Raw genomic sequence first — 20,991 nt, forward strand, 5'->3', positions numbered from 1 at the left:
CGGCCGCCAACTAGTCGGCGCGCGAACCTCGCAGGGGGACTGCGGCAGCCAGGACCGCGGCCAGCGAAATCAACGCCAGGAGTTGGACGCTCGCCGAATGCCCGGCATAACCGTCGACCGACCGCCAGGGGTAGCGGGACAACACCGCCCCGGCCAGGATCAGTCCACCGGCGCTCAGTCCGGCAAAAGCCTTGTCCGACAGTCGCTCTCGCTCGCGCAGCGCATAGCGCAAACCCACCGCCGCGGCCACGACCAGTGCGCCGGACACTCCGGCGATGACCGCCCCGGCCGCTATCGCCGCGGCCGCGACCCACGGACCGGGCGCCCACGGCTGGGTGGGTGGCGACTCGTCGGGCCTCCTGCGTCTCCACAGCGCCAACACCGCCAACAGCGGCAGCAGCGCCAGGCCCACCGCCAGTCCCGCCCGGTACACCGAATTCGATGCGAATGTCAGCGTGATGGTGCTCGGATCCCCCGCGGGCACCACCCAGCCCTGCTGCCAGCCGTTGACGGCAACCGGCGTCAACCGGACACCGCTGCTGGTCCGCGCGATCCACCCTGGGTTGATGCTTTCGGGGACCACCAGCACGCGCGCCGCGGGCGATGCGGGCACCCGTACCTCCCGGCGCGCCGCTCCCCACACTGCGGTCGCGGCGGTGACCGTTGCCGCGCCGGGCGGTGCGGCCACCTCGGGCACCGACAGCTGAACCCCGTCGACGACGAACATGGCCCCGGGACTGATCAGCAGTTCCTGTTGACCGGCCGGTAGCGCGATCGGCGCGGTGTCGCAGGCGCGCGCCTCGACCGGTGCACCGTCGAGCAGCGCGCCCACGGTGGTCGAGATCGAGGTGTGCACGAACCGCCCGGCGACCGCGATGACGGGGCCGTGCTCGCAGTCGACGGTGACTGCCCGCGCCCGGTTGCGGGCACCGTCGGCCGCGGCGATCGGCGCGCCGTCGGGGCCCAGCGCGGCCACCTCGGCCAGCCCCGGCGGCTTGAGCTGGTCGAAACCCAGCGCATTGCGGTCGATGATGTCTTGCCAGTCGAGCAGGCTGACCGTCACGGTGTCGGTCACCCGGGCATGCAGCGGCAGCGTCTGCACCTGCCCGTCCTCGCCCAGCTGCACCCCGCGCACCTGCGGGCCGTCACCAAGGTCCACCGCCACCATCGTCGGATGCGCGGGCAACGCCGACCTGCTGGCCGTCAGCCGTAACCCGGACACCTCGGTCGGCCGAGGCAGCTTGAGGGTCAGCGTCGGCGGGGTCTTGTACTGCACCACGCGCTGCGGCGCGGTCCACGCGGTCGCCGGATCACCGTCGGTGGCGGCATACGCCGAGCCCAGCACGTCCACCACGTCGGCGTCGCCGCCGGCGCGGGTGCTGCCCGGCTCGGCGATCAGGTCGGCCAGCTTCGGCCCCTGGCGGGGCCGCACCCATACCGTCGGTGTCACCTGCGTTTGCGTCGGCACCGTCAGCGTACGGCTGAAGTTCACCGGCTCTTCCGGAGTCAAGGCCATCGACGGGGCGCAGCGCACGCTGTCGGGTCCCGGCGCACAGCCGGGCCGGCCCAGCAGCTCCGAGCCCAGATCCCAGCCCCGGATCACCGACCCCGGCGGTGGGCCGGGCACCCGCGCGGTATGCCGCAACTGCACCGGGTGCGCAAAGCCGGACGCGTCGTACTGAGTGATGGCCAGGTCGGTGATGCCGAACTGCACGCCCGAGGAGCCGTCGTCGGTGGCCGCCGCCGTGATCCGCACCCACGGTGTCTCGCCGTAGGGCAGGGCGGCGGTCAGCGGCTTGCCGGCCTCGTCGAAGCGCAACGTGGTGCTGCCGGTGGCCGTCTCGACCAGGATGCGGCGGATCTGCGCCCCGACCGCCGTGGCGCTGGGCGTCAGGGTCAGTGCGGCGTTGGTCACCGGATGGTCGAAGTCGACCTGCAGCCACTGCCCGACGGCGGCCTGCAGCGCGTTGGACACCCAGGACGTCGCCGGGTCACTATCGATGGCGGCGGCCGACGCGGTCGCCGCAGCGACATCGGGCATGGCCGTGGAATCCGCCGAGGAACTCGACACCGTGATCCGGCCGCCGGTCCAGGCGCCGTAAACCAGATCAGCGCCCGGCACCGGGTAATCGGGCACCCGGTTGTAGGTGTGCCGGGCATCGCCGGGCGCCCGGATCGCCGACGAGTGCTGGTCGACCCGGCCGTAGTCGGTCTCGCGCGCCACCGGGGTATCGGTCACGGTCACCACCGGGACCGGCAGTCCCGCGGCCCGGGCGTCAGCGGTCATCAGCACCGGACCCAGCGGCGGCTGGCCCAGCAACCGCCGCCGTTCGTCGAGCCGCGCCAAGGCCTCGGGCCCGCCGTCGACGCGGGCCATCTGCTCGGTGCCGACCAGGTAGGGCGCGCCCGGATCGGCCCCGGCGCCCACCCGGTAGATCTCGACCGCGGGGTAGCGCGGCCGCAAGCCGCTGTCGTTGACGAACCCGGCCAGCGAACCGGGGCCGACCGGCGCACCGAACTGCGCCACCTTGGTCAGACCCGGTGACCCCGTGACGGCGCGGTGCACCAGGATGGGCCGCGCCGAGCGCGACGACTCCGGATCCAGGTCGTTGCGCAACACCACATACGAAATGCCCTGGCGGGCAAGAGTATCGGCCAAGCCCGCGGAGGGCCGCCCCGCCGCGAACAGGCGTTGCACCGAGTCCAGCGCACGAATCGTCTGCGGCGGCGTCAGCGGGATCGAGTCGCGCACCCCCCACGGACTGCTGCCCAGCACCTGCAGCGGCTCGTCGTGGCTGTTGCCCCACACCTGGGTGGCAAACGGTGCGCCGGGCGCCACCAGCACCCGGCCGGGCACCGGAGTGCCGGTGTTGTGCGCGCTGAGCCAGTCGGCGGTCTCCTGCCAGTACGGCGGTATCGCGTCGAACGCCCCGGGTGGGGTCAGCCGACCGCTCCAGGCCAGCGAGGTGCTGACCAGCAGGCCGGTCAGGGCGACGATGCCCACCGCGACCCGCTTGTCGCGCTCCGGGTGCGCGAACGCGTTCACCCACTGCGAGCGCGGCGCACTACCGGGCAGCGGAATCCTGCCGAGCAACTCGGCGAAGCCCAGCACCAGCGGGATGCGGACCACCGGACCCAGCTTGTGCACGTTGCGCAGCGGGGTGCCGGCGGCGTCGAGGAACGCCTGCACCTGATGGGCGACCGGCGAGCCCAGCCCGCCGCTGTAGCCGACGGCCAGCAACACCACCCCGACCGCCAGCATGGTCACCAGCCGTCCGCGGGCCGGCATGGTCGGGCCGGCCAGCCCGCACAGCCCGACGGCGGCGACCAGGCAGGTGCCCAGAATGGCGACCGATCCGGTGACCAACGGCGCGCCCGCCGTCGCGTTGGGCGCCACGAACGGTGTCCAACTGTCGATGCCGCGCAGCGTCTCGGTCAGCGACGACCACTGCGTGGTGACGCCCGACGACTCGATGAAGTCCAGAAACGGTGGACTGACGTCACGCAGCATGGCCAGCGCCACCACCCACCACAGCACCGCCAACCCCAGCGCCAGCAGCCACCACCCGGTGTAGCGCCACCACCGCCGGTTGGGCCGATGGCAGGCCCACCACAGCACCGCCGGCAGGCAAGCCGCCAGCGTCGCGATGGCGTTGACCGCCCCCATCAACGCCACGGCCAGCCCAGCCTGGCCGGCCAGCGCCCGCAGCGACCGATCCGTCGTCCCGCGCAGGGCCAGGATGGTCGGCAGCAGCACCCATGGCGCCAGCATCATCGGCAGCGTTTCCGACGAGATCGAACCCAGCGTGGTGAGCACTCGCGGCGACAAGGCGAAGGCAGCCGCACCCAAAATCCGCGCTGACGGACTGCCGATGCCCAGGGCTTCGGCGACGCGCATCAGCCCCCAGAAGCCGACGGTCAGCAGCAACGCCCACCACAGCCGTTGGGTGATCCAGCCGGGCAGGCCCAGCGCGTGACCGATCAGGAAGAAGGTGCCGTGCGGAAACAGGTAGCCGTAGGCCTGGTTCTGCGATTGGCCGAACGGCAGGTCGCTGCTCCACAGGTTGGTGGCCCGGGTCAGAAACCGCAGCGGGTTGGCGGTGAGGTCGAGCTTGGTGTCGGGGGAGATCTGCCCGGGCGACTGGGCGAACGTCAACACCAGGGCGACCGCGGAGACCAACAGCAGCCACCGCCGAGACAGCGGCGCCACCACCGAATTGAATGCCGTTTCCGCGGGGGCCACCCGCGTCGTCGGACTAGCTACGGTTGCCGTACTCGACCCGGTTGAGCACTGACGACGACGGATCGCCCCCGGGGAGTGGCGGTTTCGTGTCCTGTTGCACCATCAAGGTGATCCCGAAGATCGCGGCCGCGCCCAGCAACAGGCCAACCACCACGCTCGCAGCGGCGGGGGCGACGATCCGGTTCATAGCGCCAACCTAGCAGACCGCCGGTCACTGCTTGGCGAAGCGATCCGCGGGCTCGACCACCGCAGGAGCCGGGGCGCAGGGCGCCTGGGCGCACCGGTCGCCGTATTCCACCGCGTTCGACACCGCCGGCGTATGGACCCCCTGAGCGGGCGGGGTGTCCGAGTCCTGCAGCACCAGCGTCGCGCCGACGGTCGCCGCCGCGCCGATCGACAACCCAGCGGCGACGCTGGCCGCAACCATCGACAACCTGCTCATCGCCGGCCCCCCATCGTTCGTCGCCAAGCAACACACGCTTGTTCCCGCGCCCGCTGCCGATCAAACGCCCCGGATCAGCCGGCCGCGCCCTCCCATGCAAGCATGTCCGGATGCCTTTTCCGCGCACCTTGGCGGTGCTCGTCGCCGCATCGGCGCTGGTCGCAGCGTGCAGCCACGGTGGTGGCCGGACCGGATCGTCCTCCACCGGGTCCAGCCCGTCGCCGACGACGCCGGCTCCCGCAGCCGCGCCGGCGCCGTCGGTGTGCGCCGACCCGTCGGCCGTTCCCGCGGCGATACCCAACCTGCGGGACAAGCTCGCGCAGCTGCTGATGGTCGGGGTGCGCGACGCCGCCGACGCCAAGGCCGTCGTCAACGACTTCCATGTCGGCGGCATCCTCATTGGCAGCGACACCGACCTGTCGATGTTGCCGGGGCCGCTGGGCGAGATCGCGCACGGCGCCGGGCCGCTGCCGCTGGCCGTGGGCGTCGACGAAGAAGGCGGCCGGGTGTCGCGGCTGCGCACGCTGCTCGGGGGCCGGGGACCGACGCCTCGGGAGCTGAGCCAGACCCAGACACCGCCGCAGGTACACGACCTCGCGCTGAACCGCGGCCAGCAGATGAAGAAGCTGGGCATCACCGTGGACTTCGCCCCGGTGGTCGACGTGACCGATGCCCCCGCCGACACGGTGATCGGGGACCGGTCGTTCGGCTCGAGTCCGGACACGGTCACCGCCTACGCCGGCGCCTATGCGCAAGGCCTGCGCGACGCCGGGGTGCTGCCGGTGCTCAAGCACTTCCCGGGACACGGGCACGGCTCCGGCGACTCGCACACCGGTGGGGTCAGCACACCGCCGCTGGGCGATCTGATCGCCGACGACCTGGTGCCCTACCGCACGCTGGTCACCCAGGCGCCGGTGGCGGTGATGATCGGGCACATGCAGGTGCCCGGGCTCACCGGCAACGAGCCGGCCAGCTTGAGCAAGGCGGCGGTCGACTTGTTGCGCACCGGAACCGGCTACGGCGGACCGGCGTTCGACGGGCCGGTGTTCAGCGACGACCTGTCCAGCATGGCCGCGATCTCCGACCGCTTCGGCGTCACCGAGGCGGTACTGCGCACGTTGCAAGCGGGCAGCGACATCGCGCTGTGGGTCACCACCAAGGAGGTGCCCGCCGTCTTGGACCGGTTGGAACAGGCCGTCGGCGCCGGGGAATTGCCGGCGTCGGCCGTCGACGCGTCGCTGGTGCGGGTGGCCAAGATGAAGAACGTCAACCCGACGTGCGGCCGCTAGCGGGTGTGTTGCATACCGGCAACGCTTACCCTGGATTGAGCTGACGGGCTAGAGAGGCGCACGACAATGGCAGGTGGTAGCAAGCGGTTACCGCGTGCCGTGCGTGAGCAGCAGATGCTGGACGCGGCGGTGCAGATGTTCTCAGTCAACGGCTACCACGAGACCTCGATGGACACGATCGCGGCCGCGGCGCAGATTTCCAAGCCGATGCTGTACCTGTACTACGGTTCCAAAGAGGACTTGTTCGGTGCCTGTCTGAACCGGGAGATGACCCGGTTCATCGACGCCATCCGCGCCGACATCGACTTCGACGACAGTCCACAAGACATGCTGCGCAACACCATTGGTTCGTTCCTGCGCTATATCGACGAGAACCGCGCGTCGTGGATCGTGATGTACACCCAGGCCACCAGTTCCCAGGCGTTCGCCGCGACGGTGCGCGAAGGGCGCGAGCAGATCATCGAATTGGTGGCGGGGCTGGTCCGCGCCGGCACCCGCAGCCCCCGGCCCGAGGCCGAGAACGAGATGATGGCCGTGGCGCTGGTCGGGGCCGGCGAGGCCATCGCCAACCGGCTCAGCACCGGCGACACCGATGTCGACGAGGCGGCCGAGCTGATGATCAACCTGTTCTGGCGCGGCCTGAAAGGGGCGCCGGCCGATCGGGATATCGGTCCCAACGTCGCCACGCGTTAGGTGCGTGCGGTGCTCGGATTGGCGCGCCGCAATCTCGATTTCTTCTGTGCCATAGTCATCGTCGGGTTGCTGGCCGGGGTCGCCGGATTAGCGACGACCGTGGTGCTGCGCTTCGTCGAACACCTGACGTATCACTACACTTTCGGCCCACTGCTGGACGGCATCACCGGCAGCAGCCCGGTGCGCCGCGCGGTCGGCCCGATGATCGGCGGAGCGCTGGCCGGACTGGGTTGGTGGTTGCTGCGCCGCCGCGCCGACGTGCCACCGCTGGCCGCAACGATCGCCCGTCATGAGCGGATCCCGCGGGTGTCGTGGAGCATCGACGCCCTACTGCAGGTGCTGCTGGTGGGATCCGGCGCGTCGTTGGGACGCGAAGGCGCCCCGCGCCAATTCGCCGCCGCTCTCGGCGATTCCGCTACTGGCTGGCTCAAGCGGCTCTCGCCCGGTGACCGCGAGGTCTTGCTGGCGTGCGCGGCGGGGGCAGGTCTGGGTGCCGTCTATGCGGTGCCGCTGGGCGGCGCGCTGTTCACGCTGCGGGTCATGCTGCGCACCTGGCACCCCAGAGCGGTCGGTGCGGCACTGATCAGTTCCAGCCTGGCCGTCGCCATCGGCTCTCCACTCACCCATGACCGCCCCGAACTGGACTGGCCCAGTGCCGATTCCACCTACCTGCTCACCGCACACGGTTTGCTGCTGGCGCCGCTGGCCTTCGCGGCCGGCTGGGCGTTCAACCGCATCATGGCCGCCGCGCGGCCGTCGCGGCTGATCCGCTCCTGGGTGCTGGTACCTGCGCTGGCCGGTGCCGGGTTGGTGACCGGTGTCTGTTCGCACTGGTGGCCCGAATTGCCCGGCAACGGCAAGAGCATCCTGTCGGTCAGTCTGGCCAGCGGCATGACGTTGTCGGCGGCGGCGGTCATACTCGTCCTCAAACCGGTGCTGACAGCACTGTTTCTACGCGCCGGAGGCGCAGGTGGCATGCTCACCCCGTCGCTGGCCACCGGCGCGGCGGCCGGATCGCTGCTGATCCTGGCCATCAACGCTGTCGCCGGTACGCACCTGCATGTGGCCGCGGTGTCGCTGGCCGGCGCCGCGGGAGTGCTTGCGGTCACGCAGGGTTCACCGATCTGGGCCGCGCTGTTCGTCTGGGAGCTGGCCCGCCCACCGATCTGGCTGCTGGTCGTCTTCTGCGTGACCGCCGCTGCCGCACACGGCATTCAAGCGCTCATCGGGAGACGCGCCGGCGCTACAGCGGGCTGACGGTACCGGTCAGGTGCGGGTATCCCTTCGAGGCGTGACGCAGCGCGATCTCCCAGTTCCCGCCGCCCTTTTCCTCGACGTAGAGGCCGGCCGATGCGGGCAACACCACCGGCTTGGCGAAGCGCACGGAATACTTCACCGCCGCCGGGAACCGGGACTCGATGTTGGCCAATACCGCTGCGGCGCTGAACATGCCATGGGCGATCACGGTGGGGAAGCCGAACAGCTTCGCGGCCACCGGGTTGGTGTGGATCGGGTTGTGGTCGCCGCTGACCGACGCGTAGCGCCGGATCCGTGCCGGGGTGATCTTGAGCAGCGTGCTCGGCGGGGGCAGTTTGGGCTCCTTGGCCGGCGGCGGCTTGGGCTCATCGGACAAGCTGGTGCGCTGCTGGTGCAGGAACGTGGTCACTTGATGCCAGGCGGTGTCGTTGCCGACGTTGACGTCGGTGACCAGGTCGACCAGCAGACCCTTGCGATGCTCGCGCAGGTTCTCCGCATGCACCTTGACGCCCACCGTGTCGGTGACCTTGATCGGCCGATACTGGGTGATGTGGTTTTCCATGTGGACCGAACCCATTGCCGCGAAAGGAAAGTCGAACCCGGTCACCAGCGACATCATGGTCGGGAAGGTCAAGGCGAATGGGTAGGTCAGCGGCACGTCGTTGCCGAAACGCAGACCGGTGACCGCGGCATAGGCGGCCACGTTCGACTGGTCGATGGGCAATTCCTCGACGCTGACCGTCCGGGTGGGCAGCTTGTCGTTGCGGGGCACCACGGGCACCGCGCCGGCCACCGCGCGCAGCATGTTGCGCAGGCCGCTGGGTTGGGTCACGGCGCTCACGCCCCCATCATGGCTTGGCCGCACACCCGAATGACGTTGCCGGTCACCGCGTTCGAGGCCGGACTGGCCAGGTAAGCGATCGTCTCGGCGACGTCGACCGGTTGACCGCCCTGGAACAACGAGTTCAGCCGGCGGCCCACCTCGCGGGTGGCCAGCGGGATGGCCGCTGTCATCTGGGTCTCGATGAAACCGGGCGCGACGGCGTTGATGGTGATGCCCTTCTCGCCGAGTTCCGGTGCCAGCGCCTGGGTCAGCCCGATCATCCCGGCCTTGGTGGTCGCGTAGTTGGTCTGACCGCGGTTACCGGAGATGCCGGCCATCGACGACAGGCCGATCACCCGACCGCCCTCGCCGATGGTGCCGTTCTCGATCAGCCCCTCGGTAAGACGTTGCGGGGCAAGGAGGTTGACGGCCAGAACGGAGTCCCAACGGGCGTCGTCCATGTTGGCCAGCAGCTTGTCCCGGGTGATGCCGGCGTTGTTGACCAGAATGTCGGCCCGGCCGCCGTGGTGGTCGCGCAGGTGCTCGGTGATCTTGTCAACGGCGTCGTCGGCGGTCACATCCAGCCACAGCGGCGTCCCGCCCACCGCGCTCGCGGTCTCGGCCAGCGCCTCTTCGGCGGACTCCACGTCGATCGCCACCACCCGGGCGCCGTCGCGGGCGAACACCTTGGCGATCGTCGCGCCGATGCCGCGGGCGGCGCCGGTCACGATGGCGATCTTCCCGTCCAGCGGACGGTCCCAGTCGGCCGGCGGGGTGGAGTCTGCGGCGCCGACGTGGAACACCTGTCCGTCGACGTACGCCGACTTGCCGGACAGGATGAACCGCATCGTCGACTCCAACCCGGTGGCGGCCGGCTTGGCTTCCGGCGACAGATACACCAGCGAGACGGTGCCGCCGTTGCGCACTTCCTTGGCCAGCGACCGGGTGAAACCTTCCAGCGCGCGCTGCGCGATGCGTTCGTCGGTGCTGCCCGCCGATTCCGGGGTGGTGCCGACCACGACGACCCGCGCGCAGCGGGTGAGGTTGCGCAGCAGGGGAGTGAAGAACTCGTGCAAACCCTTGAGCTTGGCCGGCGTCGTGATGCCGGTGGCGTCGTAAACCAGGCCCGCGAAGGTGTCGGCCCAGCGGCCGCCCAGGTTGTTGCCGACCAGGTCGTAGTCGCCGTCCAGCGCTGTTCGCAGCGGCTCGACCACCCGGCCCTCTCCGCCGATCAGCAGCGACCCCGCCAGCGGCGGATCGCCCGGGTTGTACCGGCGCAGCGGCTCAGGTTGGGGCACACCGAGTTGCTTGGCCAGGAACGATCCGGGGCCGGAGTTGACAACCTGCGAGAACAGATCGGGCGAGGTCTTGGGGGCCACTGAGCTGCCTTCCATGTCGAGCGGGCCGGGAGGGTCACCGTATCGGGGACGAACTTACTTCAGAGTAAGGACAGTGGGTAATATTGCCGTCAAGGCGGGTACCCCAAACTGACCCCTACACCGACTACGGAGACAAACGTGGCCCCTGCAAGTTCTGAGCCGAATACCCAAGCTTCTCAGAAGGGTTCCGACGGCAGGCGCCGGGTAGCCGTGCTGGGCGGCAACCGGATCCCGTTCGGCCGGTCCGACCGCGCCTACGCCGAAGCGTCCAACCAAGACATGTTCACCGCCGCGCTGGCAGGCCTGATCGACCGATTCGGCTTGTCGGGCGAACGCCTCGGCGCGGTCATCGGCGGCGCCGTGCTCAAGCACAGCCGTGACTTCAACCTGGTGCGCGAGTGCGTGCTCGGCTCGGCGCTGTCGTCGTACACCCCGGCGTTCGACATCCAGCAAGCGTGCGGTACCGGCCTGCAGGCCGCCATCGCGGCCGCCGACGGCATCGCCGGTGGTCGTTACGAGGTGGCCGCCGCCGGTGGTGTGGACACCACGTCGGACGCGCCGATCGGGCTGGGCGAGGACCTGCGCCGCACGTTGCTCAAGCTGCGCCGCTCGAAGTCCAACGTCGAACGGCTCCGGTTGGTCGGCACCCTGCCCGCGAACCTGGGACTCGACATCCCGGCCAACAGCGAGCCGCGCACGGGGCTGTCGATGGGTGAGCATGCCGCCATCACCGCCAAGCAGATGGGCATCAAGCGCGTCGACCAGGACGAGTTGGCAGTGGCCAGCCACCGCAACATGGCTGCCGCCTACGAGCGGGGCTTCTTCGACGACCTGGTGACGCCGTTCCTCGGCGTCTACCGCGACGACAACCTGCGCCCGGACGCCACCGTGGAGAAGCTGGCCAAGCTCAAGCCCGTCTTCGGCGTCAAGCACGGCGACGCCACGATGACCGCCGGCAACTCCACCCCGCTCACCGACGGCGCCTCGGTCGCGCTGCTGTCCACCGAGCAGTGGGCGGCCGAGCACAACCTGACGCCGTTGGCCTACTTCGTCGACGCGGAAACGGCCGCGGTGGACTACGTCAACGGCGCCGACGGCCTGCTCATGGCTCCCACCTACGCGGTGCCGCGGCTGTTGGCCCGCAACGGCCTCAACCTGCAGGACTTCGACTTCTACGAGATCCACGAGGCCTTTGCATCGGTGGTGCTGGCCCACCTGCAGGCCTGGGAGTCCGAGGAGTATTGCAAGGAGCGTCTGGGGTTGGACGCCGCGCTGGGCTCGATCGACCGGTCCAAGCTCAACGTCAACGGTTCGTCGCTGGCGGCTGGGCACCCGTTCGCGGCCACCGGCGGGCGGATCTTGGCGCAGCTGGCCAAGCAGATCGCCGAGAAGAAGGCAGCGAAGAAAGACGGGGGACCGGTGCGCGGGCTGATCTCCATCTGCGCCGCCGGTGGGCAGGGTGTCGCGGCCATACTGGAGGCCTGACCCGGCGACGAATCACGCCGAGTTCCGCGGCGGGTGGTTTGTCAGGTGAACATGTGGGTACCCGATGGCACGGATAGCCCCGTGTTGTGGTCTGACCCCCCGACCCCGACGGCAACGCGGGGCAATCCCTGGATCGACCGCCGGTCAGCGGAGACGGGCGAACGAAAAGGACCGCCGCTGGAGTGAGGGGATCCAGCGGCGGTCTTTTTGGGGACGCGCCAACGTTGCCGAATCCCCCGTTCTGAGGAGCGGGGGATTTCGCATTTCCGGGGCACAAACGCAAGATCCCCCCGTCCGGAACGAACGGGGGGATCTTGTGTTTTCAGCCTTTAGAACGCGGCCTCGTCGAGCTCCATGACGTCGTTGTCCAGCGTCTCGATCACCTCGCGGGTGCTGGTCAACAGCGGCAGGAAGTTCTTGGCGAAGAAGGACGCCACCGCGACCTTGCCCTCGTAGAAGGACCGCTCGGCACCGGTGGCACCGGCGTCCAGGGCTTCCACGGCCACCGCGGCTTGACGCTGCAACAGCCAGCCGATGACCAGGTCACCGACGCTCATCAGGAAGCGCACCGAACCCAGGCCCACCTTGTACAGGCTGGACACGTCCTCCTGCGCGGCCATCAGGTAGCCGGTCAGGGAAGCCGCCATCGCCTGGACGTCGGTCAGCGCCTTGGCCAGCAGCGCACGCTCGGTCTTGAGCCGTCCGTTGCCGGACTCGCTGTCGACGAACTCCTGGATCTGGCTCGACACGTGGGCCAGCGCCACACCCTTGTCGCGGACGATCTTGCGGAAGAAGAAGTCCTGGGCCTGGATGGCGGTGGTGCCTTCGTACAGGGAGTCGATCTTGGCGTCCCGGATGTACTGCTCGATCGGGTAGTCCTGCAAGAAGCCGGACCCACCGAAGGTCTGCAGGCTCTCGGTGAGCTTGGCATAGGCCTGCTCGGAGCCCACTCCCTTGACCACCGGCAGCATCAGGTCGTTGACCCGCACTGCCAGGTCGGCGTCGATCCCGTGGATCGTCTCGGCGACCGCGGTGTCCTGGAAGGTGGCGGTGTACAGGTAGAGCGCGCGCAGGCCCTCGGCGTAAGCCTTCTGGGTCATCAGCGAACGACGCACGTCGGGGTGGTGGGTGATGGTCACCCGCGGCGCGGTCTTGTCGGTCATCTGGGTCAGGTCGGCACCCTGCACACGGGACTTGGCGTACTCCAGCGCGTTGAGGTAGCCGGTCGACAGGGTGGCGATGGCCTTGGTGCCCACCATCATGCGCGCTTGCTCGATCACCTCGAACATCTGCGCGATGCCGTTGTGCACCTCACCGACCAGCCAGCCCTTGGCGGGCACTCCGTGCTGGCCGAAAGACAGCTCGCACGTGGTCGAGACCTTCAGACCCATCTTGTGCTCGACGTTGGTGACGAAGACGCCGTTGCGCTCGCCCAGCTCGCCGGTCTCGAAGTCGAACAGAACCTTCGGCACGAAGAACAGCGACAGTCCCTTGGTGCCGGGGCCGGCACCCTCGGGGCGGGCCAGCACCAGGTGGAAGATGTTCTCGAACAGGTCGTCGGAGTCAGCGGAGGTGATGAACCGCTTGACGCCGTCGATGTGCCAGGAACCGTCCTCCTGCTGCACGGCCTTGGTCCGGCCGGCGCCCACGTCCGAACCGGCGTCCGGCTCGGTGAGCACCATGGTCGAACCCCACTGCCGCTCGGCGGCCAGCACGGCCCACTTCTTCTGCTCCTCGGTACCCAGGTGGTACAGGATGTTCGCGAAGCCTGCGCCACCGGCGTACATCCAGACCGCCGGGTTGGCGCCCAGGATGTGTTCGTGCAGCGCCCACACCAACGACTTGGGCATCGGCATACCGCCGAGCGCCTCGTCGATGCCGGCCTTGTCCCAACCGGCTTCCAGCACCGAGTGGACGGACTTCTTGAACGAATCCGGCAGCTTCACCGAGTGCGTCTTGGGGTCGAAGACCGGCGGGTTGCGGTCACCTTCGGTGAACGACTCGGCGATCGGACCTTCGGCTAGTCTGCTGACCTCGGCGAGCATCTCGCGGGCGGTGTCGACGTCCAGATCGCTGAATTCGCCGGCACCTAAAGCCTTGTCAACGCCCAATACCTCGAACAGGTTGAACTCCTGGTCGCGGACGTTGCTCTTGTAGTGGCTCACTACGTTCCTCCTCGTTGAGAATGCCACTTGACGGTTGGGTACTCGGGCTAAGTTACCCACCAGTAACACCGTTAAAATATACCGACCAGTAACTTGAACGCAAGTCAGTGTGAGCTATATTTCACTGTCTAACTAACCAACCGGTTGGGATGGCGGTGATCCCAGCTCTGGCATACCGGCTCACCTGCGACGATGATGATCCGATGACTCGTGTGCGCAGCCTCACTGCACCGCCTGTTGTTGACCTGCGTCACGCTGCTAGCCCGCTGCGCGACAGCCTTCGAGCGGCCGCGCACGAAGTCGGATTTTTCTATCTGGTGGGGCACGGCGTGCCGGCCGAACAGGTCGCCGGCGTCCTGCGGGCGGCGCGCAGGCTGTTCGCCCTGCCGCAGGCCGAGAAGGACGCCGTGGCGATGGTGCGCAGCCCGCATTTCCGCGGCTACACCCGGCTGGGCGGTGAGCTGACGCGCGGGGAAGTGGACTGGCGCGAACAGATCGACATCGGTCCACAGCGACCACCGATCGGCGGCCCCGAAAAGCCGGATTACCTGTGGCTGCAGGGCCCCAACCAGTGGCCGGCGGCACTGCCCGAGCTACCCGGCGTGATCGCCGACTGGGACGCCGCACTCTCGGGCGTGTCCCGCACCCTGCTCGGCCATTGGGCGGCCGCCCTGGGCAGCCGGCCCGACGTCTTCGAACCAGCCTTCGCCCATACCCCGGCCACGCTGATCAAGGTCATCCGCTATCCCGCGGCCGCGGCCAGCACCCAGGGTGTCGGTGCGCACCGGGATTCCGGCGTGCTGACTCTGCTGCTGGCCGAGCCGGGTAGTCGGGGCCTGCAGGTGCGACCGCGCGACTCAGCGGAATGGATCGAGGTGCCGCCGGTCGACGGAGCCTTGATCGTCAACATCGGCGAACTGCTCGAGGTCGCCACGGGCGGTTACCTACGCGCCACTGAGCACCGGGTGGACCTGAGCCATTCGTCGGCCGAGCGGATCTCGGTGGCGTATTTCTTCAATCCGCGCCTGGATGCGCGCCTGCCCATGTTGGCGTTGCCGCCGGAACTGGCGGTCGGCGCAGCACCGCCGCAGGATCCGTCGGATCCCATCTTCTCGGTGTATGGCCGCAACGCGTGGAAGAGTAGGTTGCGCGCACACCCCGACGTGGCACGCGCCCACGGCTACTCGCCGGGTAATGTCGGATAGGAGAATCCCGTTCTCGGCTACAAGGGGCAATGAAGTTCGGTGAACTCCAATAGCAATCTGACACCCTCGTCACTGCGCGAAGCCTTCGGTCATTTCCCTACCGGGGTGGTGGCCATCGCCGCCGAAGTCAACGGCGTGCGGGAGGGTTTGGCCGCCAGCACGTTCGTGCCCGTGTCGCTGGACCCACCGCTGGTGTCGTTCTGTGTGCAGAACACGTCGACGACGTGGCCGAAACTCAAGGGTGTACCGATGCTGGGCATCAGCGTGCTGGGCGAAGTGCACGACGCGGCCGTGCGCACCCTGGCCGCCAAGACCGGGGACAGGTTCGCCGGCTTGGAGACGGTGTCGCGAGACAGCGGCGCCGTGTTCATCAAGGGCACCGCCTTGTGGCTGGAAAGCGCCATTGAGCAGCTGATCCCGGCCGGGGACCACACCATCGTCGTGTTACGCGTCAGCGAAGTGACGGTCGACTCCGAGGTGGCGCCAATCGTGTTCCACCGCAGCGAATTGCGCCGCCTCGGCGTCTGAGGCTCAGCGCCGGAACAGCTTGTTGCCCAGCCAGACGATCGGGTCGTACTTGCGGTCGACGACCCGTTCTTTCATCGGGATCAGCGCATTGTCGGTGATCTTGATGTTCTCCGGGCACACCTCGGTACAGCACTTGGTGATGTTGCAGTAGCCCAGGCCGTGCTCGTCCTGCGCCTGGTTGCGCCGGTCGAGTGTGTCGAGGGGATGCATCGAGAGTTCGGCGATCCGCATCAGGTAGCGCGGTCCGGCGAACGCCTGCTTGTTCTCCTCGTGGTCGCGCACCACGTGGCAGACGTTTTGGCACAGGAAGCATTCGATGCACTTGCGGAACTCCTGCGGGCGCTGCACGTCGATCTGCGCCATCCGGTACTCACCCGGCTGTAGTTCCTTCGGCGGTGCGAAAGCCGGTATCTCCCTGGCTTTCTCGTAGTTGAAGGAGACATCGGTCACCAGGTCCCGGATCACCGGGAAGGTCCGCATCGGGGTGACGGTGACAACCTCGTCTTCGGCGAAAGTCGACATGCGCGTCATGCACATCAGCCGCGGTTTGCCGTTGATCTCCGCCGAGCAGGACCCGCACTTGCCTGCCTTGCAGTTCCAGCGCACCGCGAGGTCGGGCGCCTTGGTCTGTTGCAGGCGGATGATGATGTCGAGCACCACCTCGCCCTCGTTGACCTCCACGGTGAAGTCTTTGAGCTCACCGCCGTCTTGGTCGCCGCGCCACACGCGCATGCTCGCGTTGTAGGTCATCAGCCTCTCCGTCCTGGATGGTCGGCCAGCTCTTCGTCGGTGTAGTACTTCTCCAACTCCGCGATATCAAACGTTTCCAGCAGATCTGGTCGCATCGGGACTTGTGGCTGGTGCGTGATGGTGATGTGCGGACCGTCCACCTCGGCGTTGTTCACCCGGCAGGCCAGCAGGGTCTTGCGCCAATTGGCGTCCATGCTCGGGTGGTCATCACGGGTGTGACCGCCACGGCTTTCGGTGCGTTCCAGCGCGGCGCGGGCCACGCATTCGCTGACCAACAGCATGTTGCGCAGGTCGATCGACAGGTTCCAGCCCGGGTTGTACGGGCGGTCGCCGTCGACTTGCACGTTCTGATACCGCTTCCACAGCTCGTCGAGCAGCTTCAGCGCTTTGGTGATCTCGTCCTCCTTGCGGATGATGCCGACCAGGTCGTTCATCACCTGCTGCAGGTCCAGTTGCAACGCGTACGGGTTCTCCGGGGCCGACCCGTCCGTCGGGCCCTCGAACGCCTTGAGCGCCATCTTGGCCGCGGCGTCCACGGCCTCCTCGGACACCGCGGGACGGTTGTTCAGCGCCCGTACGTAGTCGGCCGCGCCCAAGCCGGCGCGCCGGCCGAACACCAGCAGGTCGGACAGGGAGTTGCCGCCCAGCCGGTTGGAGCCGTGCATGCCCCCGGAGCACTCGCCGGCGGCGAACAGCCCGGGCACCGTGGCCGCACCGGTGTCGGCGTCGACCTCGACACCGCCCATCACGTAATGGCAGGTCGGCCCGACTTCCATCGGCTCCTTGGTGATGTCGACTCCGGCCAGTTCCTTGAACTGGTGGTACATCGACGGCAGCCGGCGGTTGATCTCCGCCGCGGTCAACCGCGAGGCGATGTCCAGGTAGACGCCCCCGTGCGGGGTGCCGCGGCCGGCCTTGACCTCTGAGTTGATGGCGCGCGCCACCTCGTCGCGGGGCAACAGGTCCGGGGTGCGGCGGGCCGAGTCGTTGTCTTTGAGCCACTCGTCGGCTTCTTGCTCGGTCTCGGCGTACTGGCCTTTGAACACCGGCGGGATGTACTCGAACATGAACCGCTTGCCCTCGGAGTTCTTCAGCACGCCGCCGTCACCGCGCACACCCTCGGTGACCAGAATCCCCTTCACGCTGGGCGGCCACACCATGCCGGTCGGGTGGAACTGGACGAACTCCATGTTGATCAGCGACGCCCCGGCGCGCAGCGCCAACGCGTGTCCGTCGCCGGTGTACTCCCAGGAGTTGGAGGTCACCTTGAACGACTTGCCGATGCCACCGGTGGCGAGCACCACCGCGGGGGCCTCGAACAGCACGAAACGGCCGCTGACACGCCAGTAGCCGAACGCCCCGGAGATGGCGTCCCCGTCTTTGAGGAGTTCGGTGATCGCGCATTCGGCGAATACCTTGATCCGTGCCTCATAGTCACCGAGTTCGGCGAAATCCTCCTGCTGCAGCGAGACGATCTTCTGCTGCATGGTGCGGATCAGCTCCAGGCCGGTGCGGTCACCGACGTGCGCCAAGCGGGGATAGGTGTGCCCGCCGAAGTTGCGCTGACTGATCTTGCCGTCCTTGGTGCGGTCGAACAGCGCGCCGTAGGTCTCGAGCTCCCAGACCCGGTCTGGCGCCTCTTTGGCGTGCAGTTCAGCCATGCGCCAGTTGTTCAGGAACTTCCCGCCGCGCATCGTGTCGCCGAAGTGGGTCTTCCAGTTGTCTTTCGGGTTGGTGTTGCCCATCGCGGCCGCGCAGCCGCCTTCGGCCATCACCGTGTGCGCCTTGCCGAACAGCGACTTGGAGACCACCGCGACCTTCAGGCCGCGTTCGCGCGCCTCGATGACCGCACGCAATCCAGCGCCGCCGGCACCGATGACGACGACGTCGTAGGAGTGCCGTTCGACCTCAACCATGAATCCTCGCTTGCTTAATTCTGTTGATACTCGGTTGGCTTAGGCGCCAACAAATCTCAGGTCGGTGATGGTGCCGCTGGCCACCAGCATGATGTAGAAGTCGGTCAGCGACAGCGTGCCCAGCGTGATCCACGCGAACATCATGTGCCGAGTATTCAGCTTGCTGACCTGGGTCCAAATCCAGTAGCGCACCGGGTGTTTGGAGAAATGCTTGAGCCGCCCACCGGTGACGTGCCGGCACGAGTGGCAGGAGATGGTGTAGGCCCAGAGCAGCACCACGTTGGTCACCAAAATGATGTTGCCCAAACCGAATCCGAAGCCCGACGGCGAATGGAACGCCATGATCGCGTCATAGGTGTTGATCAGCGACACGATCGTTGCGAAGTAGAAGAAGTACCGGTGGCTGTTCTGAAAGATCAACGGAAATCGCGTTTCACCGGTGTAGTGCTCGCGCGGTTCGGGAACCGCGCAGCCAGTCGGTGACTGCCACACCGACCGGTAGTAAGCCTTGCGGTAGTAGTAACACGTGATCCGGAATCCGAGCAGGAACGGTAATACCAACGCGCCCAACGGAATCCACCACGGGAAATGCCCGAACCAGACACCCAGGTGGCTTGCGCCCGGGGCGCACGAGGCGCTCACGCACGGCGAATAGAACGGTGTCAGGTAGTGGTACTTGTCCACCCAGTAGGCGCTGCCCCAGAAGGCGCGGGTCGTCGCGTAGACGATGAACGCCAATAACCCGAGGTTCGTTACTAGTGGTGGCCACCACCATGCGTCATCTCGGAGAGTCCGTTTGGGTATCTGGGCTCTCGTGGGTGAGAAAACGCCGGAGGCAGGACGGTTCGCCGCGGGTGCGCTCATCAAGTGTTCCTCTTCGAACAGGGCTGTCTGTCGAAGGGTACACAGCAGAAGTGCCCCGGACTGAGGCGGGCGTCGCTGTCAGGCCCGGTTGTGACCTCCGACACCTTCGTCGTCGACATCGCGCCAGAAGTCGCTGTCGTATTGGGTGTCTGGGATGGCGATCTTCTCGCCGGACTGATGCACGGTCGCGCGAGCAAGGTCCAGTTCGGAGACGTCGCTGTCCAGCAGCTGGATGTCGCTGAGAATGCGGTCGGCGTCGATGGCGATGCGACGCGTCGCGGGGTTGTCGCCGTACCGCGCCTTCAGTGAGGTCACGCACCGCCGCAAGCCGCCGATGAGGTCGTGCAGTTCGGCGAGTTCAGTCGTGGTGGACAAAGCATGCTCCCTGGGGCTGAAGGTGTTACGGATCACAGTACGTCCTCGATAGTATCCAGAGTCTCCGTCAGACGTCGGACAACTCATGTCGCCCGGACAGAAAGCGATGTCTTCATGTCTTTTGAGGCAGGTCAAGCCGCGGCCGCCCAGCGCGCTCAAACATTGCTCGAGCTGCACCGGCCGGGCGATCCGGTGGTGTTGCCGACGGTCTGGGACGCCTGGTCGGCGCGACTGGCCGTCGACGCCGGCTTCGCGGCCCTCACGGTGGGCAGCCACCCGATGGCCGACTCGATCGGCAAAAGTGACAACGAGGGAATGTCGTTCGAGGACGTTTTGACGCGCGTCGCTCAGATCACCGCCGCGGTCTCGGAGAGTGGCCAGGTCCCGGTCTCGGTCGACATCGAATCCGGCTACGGGCTGCCGGCGCAGCAGTTGATCGAGGGACTGTTGGAAGTCGGCGCCGTCGGGCTCAATATCGAGGACACCGTGCACTCAGAAGGCAAGCGGTTGCGCTCCTCTGCGGAGCATGCCGAATTGGTGGCCGCATTGCGCTCGGCTGCCGATGCCGCGGGGGTGCATGTGGTGATCAACGCGCGCACCGACATCTTCTTAAACCAGGACGGTGACGAATCCGACCGGTTCGAGCGGGCGGTGGCCACGTTGACCGAGGCCGCCGCGGCCGGCGCCGACGTCTTGTATCCGGTGGCTCGTCACGACCGGGAAACGTTGCGCCGCTTGGCCGCGGCGTTGCCGCTGCCCATCAATGCCATTGCGGTGCCCGATGAAGACGACTTCGCCTCCTTCGGACCGCTGGGCGTGGGACGGATCAGCTTCGGGCCGTTCTGGCAGTACGCGCTGTCGGCGCATTCCAAAGAGCTGCTGGCCCGCTGGCGCTGACCGCCGGACCAAAACGGCGGGGCCTGGTGGCCCCGCCGCGTCGGTCCGCGAACTACTTGGTGATCGCGATGCGCTGTGGCTGGTTGCCGGCGTAGGCCCCGGCGACCCGGACGGTCAATACGCCAGCGTCATAGGAAGCCGAAACCGCCTCGCCGGTGACGTGCGCGGGCAACTGGAAGGACCGGCGGAAGGATCCATAGCGGATCTCTCGCAGGGTGCGTCCGTCCTTGTCTTCCTGGTGTTCGTCGCGGTGTTCGCCGTGGATGACCAGGCGGCCCCGGTCCAGCTCGACGTTGACGTCCTTCTCCACGTCGACCCCCGGCAGCTCCAGCCGGACGACGGCGTCGTCGCCGTCCTTGACGACTTCCGCTGCGGGGTTGAAGTCGCTGGTCACAGGCTTGTACCAGTCCAATGCAGCCGGACCGAAGAAGTCACGCAGCCACCGGTCGGTGTCCCATGCGGATCGTGACCATAGGGCAAGGTTGCTCATGGATAACTCCTTACTTTTCGTTGTGAGTTAGCTGTGCCCGACCCTGTTCTGGTCGGCTATCCGAATAAACATGAGCGAACCACGCTAAAGTTCCACTTGGATTTTCGCCTACGGCGAACGACGTCACACAGCTAATTTCCAGCTGTGATGACGGCGTGATAAGCGCGTCACATTCGGCGTCATTTTCGGC

General features: G+C 67.6%; 18 protein-coding genes. 7 read left to right on the forward strand and 11 right to left on the reverse strand.

Annotated elements, in window-relative coordinates; translation table 11 throughout:
• Positions 1-10: 10 nt before the first annotated feature.
• Genes I2456_RS02825 through I2456_RS02835 form a run of 3 tightly spaced genes read right to left on the reverse strand, consistent with a single transcriptional unit; the run spans position 11 to position 4,685 of the window.
• Complete coding sequence (locus I2456_RS02825; protein ID WP_139823334.1) at positions 11-4,210, reverse strand: alpha-(1->3)-arabinofuranosyltransferase; 4,200 nt, start codon at positions 4,208-4,210, stop codon at positions 11-13.
• 46 nt (positions 4,211-4,256) lie between these two features.
• On the reverse strand, positions 4,257-4,430 hold the full coding sequence (locus tag I2456_RS02830) for a DUF2613 domain-containing protein (RefSeq protein WP_023369784.1): 174 nt from the start codon (positions 4,428-4,430) through the stop codon (positions 4,257-4,259).
• 24 nt (positions 4,431-4,454) lie between these two features.
• Positions 4,455-4,685, reverse strand: coding sequence for a DUF2613 domain-containing protein (locus tag I2456_RS02835; protein ID WP_082965811.1), 231 nt, complete (start codon positions 4,683-4,685; stop codon positions 4,455-4,457).
• Positions 4,686-4,795: 110 nt separating this feature from the next.
• Here I2456_RS02835 and I2456_RS02840 point away from each other — a divergent pair, with 110 nt between their 5' ends.
• From I2456_RS02840 to I2456_RS02850, 3 genes are all read left to right on the forward strand, one after another.
• On the forward strand, positions 4,796-5,974 hold the full coding sequence (locus I2456_RS02840) for a glycoside hydrolase family 3 N-terminal domain-containing protein (protein WP_085075649.1): 1,179 nt from the start codon (positions 4,796-4,798) through the stop codon (positions 5,972-5,974).
• 66 nt (positions 5,975-6,040) lie between these two features.
• On the forward strand, positions 6,041-6,667 hold the full coding sequence (locus I2456_RS02845) for a TetR/AcrR family transcriptional regulator (RefSeq protein ID WP_068033481.1): 627 nt from the start codon (positions 6,041-6,043) through the stop codon (positions 6,665-6,667).
• A gap of 9 nt (positions 6,668-6,676) precedes the next feature.
• A complete protein-coding gene (locus tag I2456_RS02850) occupies positions 6,677-7,924 on the forward strand; it encodes a chloride channel protein (RefSeq protein ID WP_139823333.1) in 1,248 nt (415 codons plus the stop codon).
• Here I2456_RS02850 and I2456_RS02855 read toward each other — a convergent pair.
• Positions 7,911-8,756, reverse strand: a complete 846-nt coding sequence (locus tag I2456_RS02855; RefSeq protein ID WP_068033489.1) for a MaoC/PaaZ C-terminal domain-containing protein — start codon at positions 8,754-8,756, stop codon at positions 7,911-7,913. The genes I2456_RS02850 and I2456_RS02855 overlap by 14 nt on opposite strands.
• 5 nt (positions 8,757-8,761) lie before the next feature.
• A complete protein-coding gene (locus I2456_RS02860) occupies positions 8,762-10,126 on the reverse strand; it encodes a 3-oxoacyl-ACP reductase (protein WP_085075653.1) in 1,365 nt (454 codons plus the stop codon).
• A gap of 138 nt (positions 10,127-10,264) precedes the next feature.
• On the opposite strand from I2456_RS02860, the gene I2456_RS02865 reads away from it, so the two are divergent.
• On the forward strand, positions 10,265-11,611 hold the full coding sequence (locus tag I2456_RS02865) for an acetyl-CoA C-acetyltransferase (RefSeq protein WP_085075647.1): 1,347 nt from the start codon (positions 10,265-10,267) through the stop codon (positions 11,609-11,611).
• A 329-nt stretch (positions 11,612-11,940) separates the two neighbouring features.
• On the opposite strand, the gene I2456_RS02870 is transcribed toward I2456_RS02865, so the two are convergent.
• Entirely contained in the window at positions 11,941-13,776 is a 1,836-nt protein-coding gene (locus I2456_RS02870; protein WP_068033478.1) for an acyl-CoA dehydrogenase, read from the reverse strand.
• 203 nt (positions 13,777-13,979) lie between these two features.
• Here I2456_RS02870 and I2456_RS02875 point away from each other — a divergent pair, with 203 nt between their 5' ends.
• On the forward strand, positions 13,980-14,981 hold the full coding sequence (locus I2456_RS02875) for an isopenicillin N synthase family dioxygenase (RefSeq protein ID WP_085075652.1): 1,002 nt from the start codon (positions 13,980-13,982) through the stop codon (positions 14,979-14,981).
• A gap of 39 nt (positions 14,982-15,020) precedes the next feature.
• Positions 15,021-15,509, forward strand: coding sequence for a flavin reductase family protein (locus I2456_RS02880; RefSeq protein WP_068159508.1), 489 nt, complete (start codon positions 15,021-15,023; stop codon positions 15,507-15,509).
• Between the two features lie 3 nt (positions 15,510-15,512).
• Here I2456_RS02880 and I2456_RS02885 read toward each other — a convergent pair whose 3' ends face one another.
• The 4 genes from I2456_RS02885 to I2456_RS02900 all read right to left on the reverse strand — a co-directional run bounded on the left by I2456_RS02885 (position 15,513) and on the right by I2456_RS02900 (position 19,414).
• The gene (locus I2456_RS02885) at positions 15,513-16,259 is read right to left on the reverse strand and encodes a succinate dehydrogenase/fumarate reductase iron-sulfur subunit (protein ID WP_068033476.1); all 747 of its coding nucleotides are present in this window, start codon (positions 16,257-16,259) and stop codon (positions 15,513-15,515) included.
• Entirely contained in the window at positions 16,259-18,175 is a 1,917-nt protein-coding gene (locus I2456_RS02890) for a fumarate reductase/succinate dehydrogenase flavoprotein subunit (protein WP_068159516.1), read from the reverse strand. The genes I2456_RS02885 and I2456_RS02890 overlap by 1 nt, the downstream gene beginning before the upstream one ends.
• Positions 18,176-18,214: 39 nt before the next feature.
• Positions 18,215-19,039 carry a hypothetical protein gene (locus I2456_RS02895; RefSeq protein WP_068033474.1) on the reverse strand — a complete coding sequence of 275 codons (825 nt, stop codon included), beginning with the start codon at positions 19,037-19,039 and terminating at the stop codon, positions 18,215-18,217.
• A 78-nt stretch (positions 19,040-19,117) separates the two neighbouring features.
• Positions 19,118-19,414, reverse strand: a complete 297-nt coding sequence (locus I2456_RS02900; RefSeq protein WP_068033473.1) for a hypothetical protein — start codon at positions 19,412-19,414, stop codon at positions 19,118-19,120.
• 114 nt (positions 19,415-19,528) lie between these two features.
• Here I2456_RS02900 and I2456_RS02905 point away from each other — a divergent pair, with 114 nt between their 5' ends.
• Complete coding sequence (locus I2456_RS02905; RefSeq protein ID WP_085075646.1) at positions 19,529-20,311, forward strand: isocitrate lyase/PEP mutase family protein; 783 nt, start codon at positions 19,529-19,531, stop codon at positions 20,309-20,311.
• A 52-nt stretch (positions 20,312-20,363) separates the two neighbouring features.
• On the opposite strand, the gene I2456_RS02910 is transcribed toward I2456_RS02905, so the two are convergent.
• Positions 20,364-20,801, reverse strand: a complete 438-nt coding sequence (locus tag I2456_RS02910) for an Hsp20/alpha crystallin family protein (protein ID WP_085075645.1) — start codon at positions 20,799-20,801, stop codon at positions 20,364-20,366.
• Between the last annotated feature and the right edge of the window lie 190 nt (positions 20,802-20,991).

The sequence above is a fragment of the Mycobacterium kubicae genome, assembly GCF_015689175.1.
GTDB classification, from domain to species: Bacteria; Actinomycetota; Actinomycetes; order Mycobacteriales; family Mycobacteriaceae; genus Mycobacterium; species Mycobacterium kubicae.

What these genes read in the sequence shown, in the direction of transcription:
- I2456_RS02830 (WP_023369784.1), bottom strand. Translation starts at nt 4,430, where the DNA reads ATGAACCGGATCGTCGCCCCCGCCGCTGCGAGCGTGGTGGTTGGCCTG.
- I2456_RS02835 (WP_082965811.1), bottom strand. Translation starts at nt 4,685, where the DNA reads ATGAGCAGGTTGTCGATGGTTGCGGCCAGCGTCGCCGCTGGGTTGTCG.
- I2456_RS02840 (WP_085075649.1), top strand. Translation starts at nt 4,796, where the DNA reads ATGCCTTTTCCGCGCACCTTGGCGGTGCTCGTCGCCGCATCGGCGCTG.
- I2456_RS02845 (WP_068033481.1), top strand. Translation starts at nt 6,041, where the DNA reads ATGGCAGGTGGTAGCAAGCGGTTACCGCGTGCCGTGCGTGAGCAGCAG.
- I2456_RS02875 (WP_085075652.1), top strand. Translation starts at nt 13,980, where the DNA reads ATGACTCGTGTGCGCAGCCTCACTGCACCGCCTGTTGTTGACCTGCGT.
- I2456_RS02885 (WP_068033476.1), bottom strand. Translation starts at nt 16,259, where the DNA reads ATGACCTACAACGCGAGCATGCGCGTGTGGCGCGGCGACCAAGACGGC.
- I2456_RS02890 (WP_068159516.1), bottom strand. Translation starts at nt 18,175, where the DNA reads ATGGTTGAGGTCGAACGGCACTCCTACGACGTCGTCGTCATCGGTGCC.
- I2456_RS02895 (WP_068033474.1), bottom strand. Translation starts at nt 19,039, where the DNA reads ATGAGCGCACCCGCGGCGAACCGTCCTGCCTCCGGCGTTTTCTCACCC.
- I2456_RS02905 (WP_085075646.1), top strand. Translation starts at nt 19,529, where the DNA reads ATGTCTTTTGAGGCAGGTCAAGCCGCGGCCGCCCAGCGCGCTCAAACA.
- I2456_RS02910 (WP_085075645.1), bottom strand. Translation starts at nt 20,801, where the DNA reads ATGAGCAACCTTGCCCTATGGTCACGATCCGCATGGGACACCGACCGG.